15 protein-coding genes are annotated in these 9,387 nt (G+C 57.3%); 10 read left to right on the top strand and 5 right to left on the bottom strand.

All coding sequences use genetic code 11. The annotated features are described in order from the left end of the window. Nucleotides 1-357: 357 nt before the first annotated feature. Nucleotides 358-1,119, bottom strand: coding sequence for an SAM-dependent methyltransferase (locus tag ACIGDJ_RS04580; protein ID WP_397478983.1), 762 nt, complete (start codon nt 1,117-1,119; stop codon nt 358-360). 506 nt (nt 1,120-1,625) lie between these two features. Between ACIGDJ_RS04580 and ACIGDJ_RS04575 the strand changes: the two genes are divergently transcribed. Beyond that, complete coding sequence (locus tag ACIGDJ_RS04575; RefSeq protein ID WP_397478984.1) at nt 1,626-1,940, top strand: DUF1654 domain-containing protein; 315 nt, start codon at nt 1,626-1,628, stop codon at nt 1,938-1,940. Between the two features lie 85 nt (nt 1,941-2,025). Here ACIGDJ_RS04575 and ACIGDJ_RS04570 read toward each other — a convergent pair whose 3' ends face one another. The 4 genes from ACIGDJ_RS04570 to ACIGDJ_RS04555 are packed head-to-tail and all read right to left on the bottom strand — an operon-like array spanning nt 2,026 to nt 4,008. Continuing rightward, complete coding sequence (locus ACIGDJ_RS04570; RefSeq protein WP_397478985.1) at nt 2,026-2,604, bottom strand: hypothetical protein; 579 nt, start codon at nt 2,602-2,604, stop codon at nt 2,026-2,028. Further along, on the bottom strand, nt 2,594-2,842 hold the full coding sequence (locus ACIGDJ_RS04565; RefSeq protein ID WP_397478986.1) for a hypothetical protein: 249 nt from the start codon (nt 2,840-2,842) through the stop codon (nt 2,594-2,596). The genes ACIGDJ_RS04570 and ACIGDJ_RS04565 overlap by 11 nt, the downstream gene beginning before the upstream one ends. A gap of 32 nt (nt 2,843-2,874) precedes the next feature. Beyond that, entirely contained in the window at nt 2,875-3,108 is a 234-nt protein-coding gene (locus tag ACIGDJ_RS04560; protein WP_397478987.1) for a hypothetical protein, read from the bottom strand. Between the two features lie 3 nt (nt 3,109-3,111). After that, nucleotides 3,112-4,008 (bottom strand): S24 family peptidase, encoded by an 897-nt coding sequence (locus ACIGDJ_RS04555; protein ID WP_397478988.1) that lies wholly within the window; start codon nt 4,006-4,008, stop codon nt 3,112-3,114. A gap of 38 nt (nt 4,009-4,046) precedes the next feature. Between ACIGDJ_RS04555 and ACIGDJ_RS04550 the strand changes: the two genes are divergently transcribed. The 9 genes from ACIGDJ_RS04550 to ACIGDJ_RS04510 all read left to right on the top strand — a co-directional run bounded on the left by ACIGDJ_RS04550 (nt 4,047) and on the right by ACIGDJ_RS04510 (nt 9,283). Beyond that, nucleotides 4,047-4,286, top strand: coding sequence for a hypothetical protein (locus tag ACIGDJ_RS04550; protein WP_397478989.1), 240 nt, complete (start codon nt 4,047-4,049; stop codon nt 4,284-4,286). Nucleotides 4,287-4,570: 284 nt separating this feature from the next. Then, entirely contained in the window at nt 4,571-4,996 is a 426-nt protein-coding gene (locus ACIGDJ_RS04545) for a phage regulatory CII family protein (RefSeq protein ID WP_329514797.1), read from the top strand. Between the two features lie 70 nt (nt 4,997-5,066). Continuing rightward, nucleotides 5,067-5,924 carry a Bro-N domain-containing protein gene (locus ACIGDJ_RS04540; RefSeq protein WP_397478990.1) on the top strand — a complete coding sequence of 286 codons (858 nt, stop codon included), beginning with the start codon at nt 5,067-5,069 and terminating at the stop codon, nt 5,922-5,924. Continuing rightward, a complete protein-coding gene (locus ACIGDJ_RS04535; protein ID WP_397479045.1) occupies nt 5,924-6,730 on the top strand; it encodes a hypothetical protein in 807 nt (268 codons plus the stop codon). The genes ACIGDJ_RS04540 and ACIGDJ_RS04535 overlap by 1 nt, the downstream gene beginning before the upstream one ends. Then, a complete protein-coding gene (locus tag ACIGDJ_RS04530; RefSeq protein WP_397478991.1) occupies nt 6,720-7,526 on the top strand; it encodes an ATP-binding protein in 807 nt (268 codons plus the stop codon). Before ACIGDJ_RS04535 ends, ACIGDJ_RS04530 begins: the two co-directional genes overlap by 11 nt. Nucleotides 7,527-7,555: 29 nt before the next feature. Further along, entirely contained in the window at nt 7,556-7,783 is a 228-nt protein-coding gene (locus ACIGDJ_RS04525) for a hypothetical protein (RefSeq protein WP_397478992.1), read from the top strand. Next, complete coding sequence (locus ACIGDJ_RS04520; protein ID WP_397478993.1) at nt 7,780-8,208, top strand: hypothetical protein; 429 nt, start codon at nt 7,780-7,782, stop codon at nt 8,206-8,208. The genes ACIGDJ_RS04525 and ACIGDJ_RS04520 overlap by 4 nt, the downstream gene beginning before the upstream one ends. Continuing rightward, a complete protein-coding gene (locus tag ACIGDJ_RS04515) occupies nt 8,205-8,675 on the top strand; it encodes a hypothetical protein (RefSeq protein WP_217850385.1) in 471 nt (156 codons plus the stop codon). Before ACIGDJ_RS04520 ends, ACIGDJ_RS04515 begins: the two co-directional genes overlap by 4 nt. Further along, nucleotides 8,672-9,283, top strand: coding sequence for a recombination protein NinG (locus ACIGDJ_RS04510; RefSeq protein ID WP_397478994.1), 612 nt, complete (start codon nt 8,672-8,674; stop codon nt 9,281-9,283). The genes ACIGDJ_RS04515 and ACIGDJ_RS04510 overlap by 4 nt, the downstream gene beginning before the upstream one ends. Nucleotides 9,284-9,387: the final 104 nt, after the last annotated feature.

Here is a 9,387-nt window from a genome sequence, read left to right as displayed (position 1 = left end):
ATTCTGCTCGCTTCCAAATGCAGCTTAGGGGTATTAAGGCGCATTTGTGAAGCAAACAAATAGCGATCCTGAAAAAGCAGGAAGCCATCTGAGGCAGTCGCTCTCTACTGGAAGCAGCGACTGGGTGGGGCGTTAGAAGTGAGGTGATGCAGGGGGCCGCGCTACGCGGTGTGGATTCGTCCGCATCGGGGTGTGATCTGCCGTCCGGGGTAGCCTGTCCGGATTACCGGTCGAAACCTGCTAGATCACCCGCCTCACAAGAGAGGCATATGTTTTAAGGTGCAGACAGATCACACCCCGATGCGCTCTCATAGAGAGGATCGGGCAGTTAACGACAGGCTGTCGTGGCGCTGGTTGTTAGGCTGCTGCAGGGATTATCACCAGCACGGTGTTGACCATCGTCCCGGCCTGCTTGAATGAGGCTTCAGGCAGGGTTTCGATGCTGCCACCGCGCTGCTCGACGATCCCGCGAAAGTCTCGGGTCAGTGCGTCGTCGCGAAAGGTCACGCCAGAAGGCATGATCGCAACCAGCCGGCCGCCAGGCTTGAGGAACTTCAATGCGTGAACGACGTGGTGGATGTCGCTGCGCTTTTTGTCGAAAGGTGGATTCATCAGCACCCGATCGTAGACAGGTTTGGGCTCTAACTGAAGGAAGTCACCGGGCTCCGAAACGGCCGAGAGCGGCAGTTTCAGCTCGATCAGCGCCTTGTGGTTGTCGGGTAGCAGTTCGTGCATGTCGACCATCACGCCTGCCGCAGCAGAATTGGCGGCCACCGCCAGTGCGCCGCGTCCTGCGCTCGGCTCCAGTACCATCATCCCGTCACCAATCATGGCGAGATCCGCAGCCTGTTTTGCAACGTGCGGCGGGGTGGGGAAGAAGCCGAAATCCTGTGGCACGGTGACTTCGCCAGTCATTAGGATATTTTCGATTGCGTCTGCTGCATCACCGTCAAACAGGTGCGCCTTTGCCTTGGTGTTCCACTTTCCGCCAGCTGCCTTCAGCGTCTTGTCTAGGCGCTGATAGAGATTCTTGTCGAGCTGGCCGCCGGTGATGAACAGCTTATTGCCTTCGGTACGAGACGCGCTGAGCAGCGCCATCACTTCGTTATCGACTTTCATTTGTGACTCCCGGTTGTTTTCCCAATGCACCCGTCACCAGGTGCATCAGTGAAAAATTCCGTGTTGCTGTCCGCCCCATGCTCGGCGCCGCGGTTTCCCCACCTGGCCGGCGTCACACATTTCGTGTTCGGTGTTATTCGCCGGCTGGCTTGCATGGTTTGGCGTCCTCCCATATGGGGAGTCCGGCAGGTTCCAGAGCCTGCATGGGGATCGAAGTTTGTGTTTCGCGCTATGCCCGTTGCCGGGGATCGATCCGCGAAGATTCCTGACTGTTAAAGAGCTGCGGGTCTGTTGAGGCCCTTCGCAGTGGCTGTGTGTCGCTGCGATGGAGTAAATATGAACTACTGGTTCACATTGCGTCAAGTACCAAAAGTACATAAATTTTATCCGGTTCATTTTTAGGTTCAGGAATTGGCGGTCGGAATGGGATTTACGCTGAACCGAAGGTTCGCTATGCTCGCGCTCGACTACTGGATGGATGTACAGCATTTGCTAAGGAGGTGTTTATGGCGCGGCAGAGCAAAAAGAACGACTCAGGAATCACACCAATGAACCCGATGGAGCGGCTTGTGCTGCGCGTGTCGTCGATGATCAATCACCCAATCGCCCAGGAGCGGCGCGAGGTGCGGATACATCGGCTCGATACGGACGGGGAGAGGGAGTGGTCGGAGATATTGGGCGCGTTGTCGGAAGCCGACGGCATCGACATGATGTTTCATGATGAGGATGAATCGATAACGCTGCGTTGGGAGCCCTCAGACGATGATGAGGGTCCTGCAGAGGTCGAGCGAGAGCCCGAGATGCAGGTGGCGCCTTTCTGATCAGCAAAAAAAGCCCGCTCAGTGGCGGGCTACGGATCAGATCGGGTAGGGCGGAAACAAGAAGCCCGGCGCTGGGCCGGGCTTTTTATTTGGAGTTTGTCGCGGGCGGAGTTTTTAGCTGCTGCAGTCTTTGCTGCTCTTGTATTTGCTGCAAAAGGGCTTGTGTGTCTCTCGTTTGCTGCGCCATTGTCGCTTGGGCGGTTGCGATATCCTTGCCAACACCGAAGCCTGCTATCGTGCTGGAGACCAAGCTTGAGTTGCTGCTCTGTATGCCAAAAAATATGGTCAGGGTGCTCGCAACAATAGCTCCGACAATGGCAAGAGTTGTATTGCGCATTGACGACTTTAAATCTTTTAAGTGCCCGAGATCAGTCTCCACAGCCTTCAGATCGCCACGCATACCAGACATTTCGAGGCGGATTTCGCCCATGGCATCTTTAACGGTCTGCTCAAAACTCTGCAAGCGCAAATCTACCTTGAGATTTTGGTTCTCGAGATGGGCTTTCAGTTCGTCGCGGTTTAGGTCGGTCATGGGCTCAGTATCGGCTTCAGCCCCATCAAAGTCATCCCCGAGAGCAAGAAAGTTTGCCTCCAGCTCTGCAATTTTTGCCTGCTGCTTTGCATACTCACGCTGGAGTAGGGTATCCGACACCTTATCTTCCATCGTTCGTCTCCATAATCTCGGAGAGCTCTTGAAGAATTTCCATCTGCTCATCCATTCCCTTGAATACCTCAACCGCCTGCTGTCTAGTTTCTGTAGGCAGGCCTTCTCCTTCGGCAAGCACAAGAGAAAGTTTCAGCAGCGCAGAGGTGTTTGCAACGCCAAGAGCCGTTAGGCGAGAAACCATAATCCTTAGCTTGGTAACGTCGCTTAACAGGCGGCCTTCCGTGTTGTCATCCAATTAAATTCTCCCTTACAGTTTACTGCCTGAAATTATGCAGAACGAACAATCCTTCCTGCCTTCACCTCATCCGTATAGCCCACCTTAAGATCCTCGATGGCCTTAAATCTGGTGGCGATCTTCATTTGCTCGCGGGCGTCAGCTTCCTGCTCGGCCTCAGAAAGCTTTACGGCGGCAGGCATCAGATGCACTCCCGACCACTTGAGCAGTGCTGCAGCTTCTTTCAGATCTCGGCGCAAATTGTTGGTTGGGTTTGGTGAGGGCATGATCTACACCAGATTCCCATTCCACACGAACAGCACGCGCGCCTGAATGTAGGTCTCGTCGATGAAGATGTCCTCGGCCTTATGCTTCCGGTTATCCGAGATCATCTTGAATTTGTCTTTTCCCTTCATTTGCAGGCGCTTGATGTACTGAAAACCCTGGTACGAGAAATAATAAATACCGTCGCCGATGAAATCCTTAATGCTGATGTCCACCAGGCATGGGTCGCCATGCTTGATCGTTGGCGTCATCGATTGGCCCCAACCAGTGATCACCTTCAGGTGATAGTGCTCCTTGAACTCAACCCCCATAGAGCGGAGTTGGGAAGGGCTGACGCGCACATCCTGCAGCATCTCCGGGAAATCATGGGCAACCTCGCCGCCGCCAAGCGCTCCGCGCACGTCGTAGTGCGCGATCCACACCTCATCGCCGACCTTGCCAGGCCGATAGGCATCGCTTACCAGCACTTCAACAGTTCCCTCTGCCTCGTTGCCCTCAGCGACAGCCAGCAGCTTCTGGAGGCGGTCTTCGCCCAATGATTTGCCGGCGAGCATTTGGCGGAGCTTGTCAGCGGCAGTCGAGGATTCACGATCAATCCTGTCGACTAGTGGCCCCGGTCCTTCGCCAGAACCATGTTGCAGCCATTCGATCTTGACGCCGAGGTTTTCGGCAATCGCCTGCATTTTTGCTGCGCCAGGTATCGACTCCCCATTGAGCCATTTGCTGGCAGCCTTTGGGGTGACTTTTGTCATTTCCGCCAAGCGAGCGCCCGCTCCCCATTGATCAATGCCCTTCTCGGCAAGTGATTTTTTGAGGCGGGAGGCAAACGCGGCGCGTATCTCTTCTATTTGAACCATAGGTTCAATATCGCATGGCCTTGCATGTACTTTCAGTTCCGACATAATATGTACTGCAAGTTCATAATTAGCCCGGAGGCCACATGAGCCCGCTTAAAAAATCGATTGATGACGCCGGCGGCGTTCCAGTGGTTGCCCTGGCGTGCCGGAAGTCTCCACGCGCCATTTATAAGTGGCTGACTGCCGACTGCCTGCCGCGTACCGAATACACCGGCGAGACGCGTTACGCGGAAAGGATCGCTGCACTGGCAGAGGCCAATGGCAAGCCGTTCGACGCGTCTTGGCTGCTCCTGGAAGCGAAGCCGAATAAGACCGCCGCCTAACTTCTCTTTGAGCTGAGCGAGATCGTCGCTTGCTCGAATCCCCGAAGGGCATCCCGACCAAGCTGGGTGCGCAACAGATCTGCCTTCGATTCAAACGCAGGCCAAAGCCTCAGCTGAGAAGACAAGGGCAGGGTGGATGCCAAGGCAGCCATAAAGCAACAAAGGGCGGTTATCTCGCCTTGCAGTTCGGAAGAGTCGGTCATGGATGCGTCCCTGATCAGTTGATGAACAGATCATCGCGTCGTTGATGGCGCAACGCCACGTAACAAATTGTGAGGTGTGACATGCAGGAATTGATGAGCGCGATTTACGACGTGGTGGACACCCACGGTGCAAGCAAGATCGCCGAAGGCGCTGACTTCACCAGCCGCACGCTGCTGTCGCAGAAGGCTAACCCGAATTACGACAGCCACAAGATGAACGTGGAAGAGCTGCACCGGGTGATGAAGTTCACCCAGGACTTCCGGCCGCTCAAGGCTTGGGCAGAGTCCTTCGGTTTCGACTTAGTCCCGAAGGAGCGGCCGGAAGGGATCAACCTCAACGCCGCTCTGCTCCGACTGCATGCCGATCTTGCCGACGTAACCCGGCTTGCGTTCGACGCACAGGCTGATGGTCGCGTCTGCTCGGTCGAGAAAACGAGCCTGCTCAAGGAGGCTGAGGAAGTAATCGTCAGCTTGGAAGTGTTCAAGCAGTCCGTGAAGGCAGCCTGAATCTCAGACACAAAAAAGCCGACGTACGAGGTCGGCTTTTCCAACAGCAGTAATACAAGTGGAGCAAATCATGCACCAATCAATCCAAACGATCAATACCCCGGCCAGTGTCGCGACACAATTTGGCAACGGTGAAAACGTGTCGCGCAATTCATCCGTGATTCCGTTCGATTTCGACGGCGCCGCAATCCGCGTAATCACCGACAAACTCGGCGATCCGTGGTTTGTAGCGCGTGACGTAGCCGATGCACTTGGCTACTCGAAACCGGAGAACGCCGTAGCCCGTCATTGCAAGGCCGCGACCACTACCCCGAAACAGGGTGGTGGTTTCATGACCGTTATCCCGGAGCGCGACCTGTACCGACTGGTGATGAGGTCGAAGCTTCCGGCCGCTGAGCAATTCGAAGAGTGGATAGTCGGCCAGGTGCTGCCGAGCATTCGCAAGACAGGCCAGTACGCCGTGTCTGCGCCGAACAACTCGAAGATCGTGGGCGAGCTGGCAATCCTCGAGTGTTTCGATCGCCTGCTCAAGCCGGCGGCGTCGAGCAAAATGATGATGCTTGCCCAAATCGCCGCCAATAACGGACTCGATGCGAAATTCCTTCCGGGCTACGCCATAGATGCAGCGCCTGACGCCACGGGCGGCTCTTCGATGCCAACCAAGGCCGTTACCGCCCTGATTAAAGAGCACACCATCAGCAGCACGGCGCCAGCCTTCAATCGCGCTCTCGCCGAGCATGGCTACCTCAAAACCCTGCAGCGCCGTAACTCCAAAGGCGAAACAGTCGACTTCTGGTCCGTGACTGAAAAGGGCCTCAAGTACGGCAAGAACCTCACCAGCCCTCAATGCCCGCGCGAGACGCAACCTCACTGGTACGTCGATCGCTTCCTTGAGCTTGCCGTGCTTATCGGCAAAGGACGCCCATGATGGCCAGATCCAGAAATATCAAACCGGGGTTCTTCTCGAACGAACACCTGGCTGAAGTAGATTTTGCAACGCGCCTCCTTTTCATTGGCATGTGGACCGAGGCTGACCGGGAAGGGCGCCTGGAAGATCGTCCCCGCCGCCTGAAAATGGCTCTGTTCCCGGCTGACAACGTCGACATCGAAAAGATGCTCGCCGACTTGGATCATTTGGGGTTCATCACGCGGTACACCGTTGGATCATTCAAGGCCATCCAGATCGTGAACTGGTCGAAGCACCAGAACCCTCACGTCAAAGAGGCCAAGAGCGTCATCCCTGAAATGCCCGGTGTAGAGGCTTCGGAGGGGGAGCATGGTGCAAGCCCGGTGCAAGCACCAGACAAGAACAGTTCTTTCCCGGCTGATTCCCTCTCTCTTGATTCCGGATTCCTGATTCCTGATTCCCTCTCTCCGTCGCCTGCTCCGGTGGTGACCGAGGACCTGTTCCCGAAGTTCTGGAAGCTCTACCCGCGCAAGGTCGGAAAGGACAAGGCCGAGAAGGCGTGGGCGAAGCTCAAGGTGAGTCAGGCACTGTACGACCTGATGGTCGCAGCACTGGCCAAGCAGGTTATGACACCTGATTGGACCAAAGAGCGTGGCCAGTTCATCCCGCACCCTGCGACGTGGCTCAACGGCAAGCGCTGGCAGGACGAGATCCCCGAGCTCGCCAGCAACGTGCACCCGTTCCCGCAATCCCGTCACACCGGCTTCGCTGATCGCGATTACACCTCCGGCCTGAAGATGCGGGAGGACGGCAGCTATGCGCTCTGAGCCTGTCCAAGCAGCACCAGAACTGCCGCCGGGTACTCGCATCCAGCCAGCCGAGTGCGAAACCCACGGTGCCTACGAGCAGCGGGTCTTTCCTGTGCTGGGTCGGGAGCTGAAAAGCAACTGCCCTGAGTGCACTCGCATCGCCCGCGAGAAGTCCGAAGCCGCTGAGCAGGCCAACAAGGCTATGGAACTGCGCATGTCCCTCGCTCGCAAGCTGGGCGATGCGCTGATCCCGAAACGCTTTACCACTCGCACCCTGGGCAACTATCAGGCCGAGAACGACGGCCAGCGCAAAGCCCTCCGCTTCTGCCAGCACTACGTGCAGATCTTTGACGAGATCCTGAAGACCGGTCGCTGCATGGTGCTGATCGGCAAGCCCGGTACTGGCAAAACGCACCTCGGCGCCGGCATGGCCAACGAGCTGCTGCACAACACCTCGCGCACGGCCGTGTACCGCACTGTCGGCGCAATCCTTCAGGCGATCCGCTCCACGTACGACAAGCACAGCGAACGCAGCGAGGCCGAGATTCTGTCGAGCCTGATCGATCCCGATCTGCTGGTGCTGGACGAGGTGGGTGTGAGCAAGGAGCAGCCGAGCGACTTCGAGTTGACAACCCTGTTCGCAATCATCAACGGCCGGTACGAGCAGGAGCGCCCGACGGTGGTGATCTCCAACCTCGAAGCCAGCCAGTTGCCGGGCGCCATGGGCGACCGCTGCGTCGATCGCCTGCGCGAGGGCGGAATGATCGTGGTCCCGTTCGATTGGGAATCGCAACGCGGCAAGGAGGGTTTCTGATGGCTTTCACGACAAGGCAAGTAATCGCAATGCGCAACATTGCTCACTCGCTCAAAGCGTTCTACAGCGACTGCGATCCGAACGTGACCGACTTCATTTCGCCGGGCTGGATCGCGGTCATCGAAGATTCAACTGCGCTCATCTGCGAAGTCTGCAATGGAGAAGGGCAGGTTGGCGGGCTCACGCCGGAAGGTTACGACTGCTCGAAATGCGACGCGTGTGACGGCTCAGGACTGAAACTGGAGCAACGGACATGATCGACAAACAAAAACTCCAGAAGCTGCTGTGGGCCGAAGCTGCGTCCTACCGTGCCGACTGCGCAGACTGGAAGCGCAACACCGAGGCCCTGCAGGAATTCCTAGGAGAGAAGACCGTGGAGGAGGTGGCGCTGGAACTGCTGGCTGAGAACAACCGGCTTGGGCAAATCGAGTACGCATTTTCGGAGTGGGTCGAGAAAACCGATTGGGTGCAGTCCACCGTGCAAGCGTCCGAACTTGGCCGCCATCGCGCGGATGTGCTGCGCACACGGATCGACCAGGTCAAGGCCGAGAACGCGGCACTGCGCAAAGCGATCGCCGACGTCGACGGCGCGCTGGAGCGTGAATACTGGAGCGAGTATGCCGGGCTTGAGGAGACTCGCTCGATCCTTGACGCCGCCATTGGCAAGGCGGCTCAGGCATGACTGACAAGATCAGCGTTAACTGCCAGGCCAAGCTCTCCGAAGCCATCACACGGCTCAGCGCCATGTTCCGCGACAAGAAGTTCGTCGTGGTATCCCTGCGCCCGGGCAAGGACCGCACGCTAGACCAGAACCGGCTGTGGTTCGCAATGTACAAGCGCATCGCTGAAATGACCCAGATTGGCGATGAGGCTGAAGCCCGGCGCTACTGCAAGCTGCACATCGGCGTGCAGATCCTGCTGAACGAGGATGCCGGGTTTCAGGCTGAGTGGTACCGGGTGATGCGGCACCTCCCGTACGAAACCAAGCTCGACATGATGGGCGAGTGCCATTTGTTCGGTCCGGACGGTTTCCCGGTTACCAGTCTGTTCAATCGCTCCCAGGGCATTGCCTACACCGATCGCATTGTCGCGCGCTTCGCACCGCAGGGCGTGTACTTCGATGATTTGCTGAGCCAGGAGGCCGCATGACGATTGAACGGAAGCAGCCCAAACCGAAGAAGTGCCGAGTCGCTACTTGCAGGGCCTCATTCGTCCCGTCGCGGATGGGGCAGGCGGTTTGCAGCCCGGCCTGCGCGGCGATTGATGCACCGCGCCACATCGAAAAAGCCCGCAAGGCCATCGCCCAGCGTGACCGCCGCGAGATCCAGGTGCGCAAGGAGAAGCTGAAGAGCAGGGCAGATCACGCCAAGGAGGCTCAGGCAGTCATCAACCGTTACGTGCGGCTGCGTGATGCTCATCTGGGCTGCATCAGCTGCGACAAGCCGGCGAGCTGGGGCGGCCAATGGCACTGCTCGCACTTCCGCAGCGTGGGCGCCGCTGCGCACCTGCGATTCAACCTCTGGAACATGAACAAGTCCTGCTCCCAGTGCAATGCGCATCTGAGCGGAAACATCATGGTTTACCGCCCTCGCTTGGTCGAGAAGATCGGCGCGGAAAAGGTGGAATGGCTGGAGCGCAATCAGGATCTGGTTCGGCATGAAATACCGTATTTGAAGCGCCTGAAGGCTGTCTTCACAAAGAAAGTGAGACGCCTTGAAAAGCGTTACGAGGAGGTCTTGTCATGTGTAGCGATGTGATTCTTCTGCGCAAATTCATCGAAGTCCGTTCTGGGAGCCGTCGATCTATCGGGGTCTTTCAGTGCCGCGACTGCCTTGGTGAGTTTGAGTCGCGTACGGAGCGG

The organism is Pseudomonas sp. NPDC079367 (assembly GCF_044542195.1).
Lineage (GTDB): Bacteria > Pseudomonadota > Gammaproteobacteria > Pseudomonadales > Pseudomonadaceae > Aquipseudomonas.
Note: the sequence above shows the minus strand (reverse complement) of the source record. Positions and strands in the feature narration are given on the sequence as shown.

What these genes read in the sequence shown, in the direction of transcription:
- ACIGDJ_RS04550 (WP_397478989.1), top strand. Translation starts at nt 4,047, where the DNA reads ATGAGCCCGCTTAAAAAATCGATTGATGACGCCGGCGGCGTTCCAGTG.
- ACIGDJ_RS04535 (WP_397479045.1), top strand. Translation starts at nt 5,924, where the DNA reads ATGGCCAGATCCAGAAATATCAAACCGGGGTTCTTCTCGAACGAACAC.
- ACIGDJ_RS04510 (WP_397478994.1), top strand. Translation starts at nt 8,672, where the DNA reads ATGACGATTGAACGGAAGCAGCCCAAACCGAAGAAGTGCCGAGTCGCT.
- ACIGDJ_RS04570 (WP_397478985.1), bottom strand. Translation starts at nt 2,604, where the DNA reads ATGGAAGATAAGGTGTCGGATACCCTACTCCAGCGTGAGTATGCAAAG.
- ACIGDJ_RS04560 (WP_397478987.1), bottom strand. Translation starts at nt 3,108, where the DNA reads ATGCCCTCACCAAACCCAACCAACAATTTGCGCCGAGATCTGAAAGAA.
- ACIGDJ_RS04520 (WP_397478993.1), top strand. Translation starts at nt 7,780, where the DNA reads ATGATCGACAAACAAAAACTCCAGAAGCTGCTGTGGGCCGAAGCTGCG.
- ACIGDJ_RS04525 (WP_397478992.1), top strand. Translation starts at nt 7,556, where the DNA reads ATGCGCAACATTGCTCACTCGCTCAAAGCGTTCTACAGCGACTGCGAT.
- ACIGDJ_RS04575 (WP_397478984.1), top strand. Translation starts at nt 1,626, where the DNA reads ATGGCGCGGCAGAGCAAAAAGAACGACTCAGGAATCACACCAATGAAC.
- ACIGDJ_RS04555 (WP_397478988.1), bottom strand. Translation starts at nt 4,008, where the DNA reads ATGTCGGAACTGAAAGTACATGCAAGGCCATGCGATATTGAACCTATG.
- ACIGDJ_RS04540 (WP_397478990.1), top strand. Translation starts at nt 5,067, where the DNA reads ATGCACCAATCAATCCAAACGATCAATACCCCGGCCAGTGTCGCGACA.
- ACIGDJ_RS04530 (WP_397478991.1), top strand. Translation starts at nt 6,720, where the DNA reads ATGCGCTCTGAGCCTGTCCAAGCAGCACCAGAACTGCCGCCGGGTACT.
- ACIGDJ_RS04580 (WP_397478983.1), bottom strand. Translation starts at nt 1,119, where the DNA reads ATGAAAGTCGATAACGAAGTGATGGCGCTGCTCAGCGCGTCTCGTACC.
- ACIGDJ_RS04545 (WP_329514797.1), top strand. Translation starts at nt 4,571, where the DNA reads ATGCAGGAATTGATGAGCGCGATTTACGACGTGGTGGACACCCACGGT.
- ACIGDJ_RS04515 (WP_217850385.1), top strand. Translation starts at nt 8,205, where the DNA reads ATGACTGACAAGATCAGCGTTAACTGCCAGGCCAAGCTCTCCGAAGCC.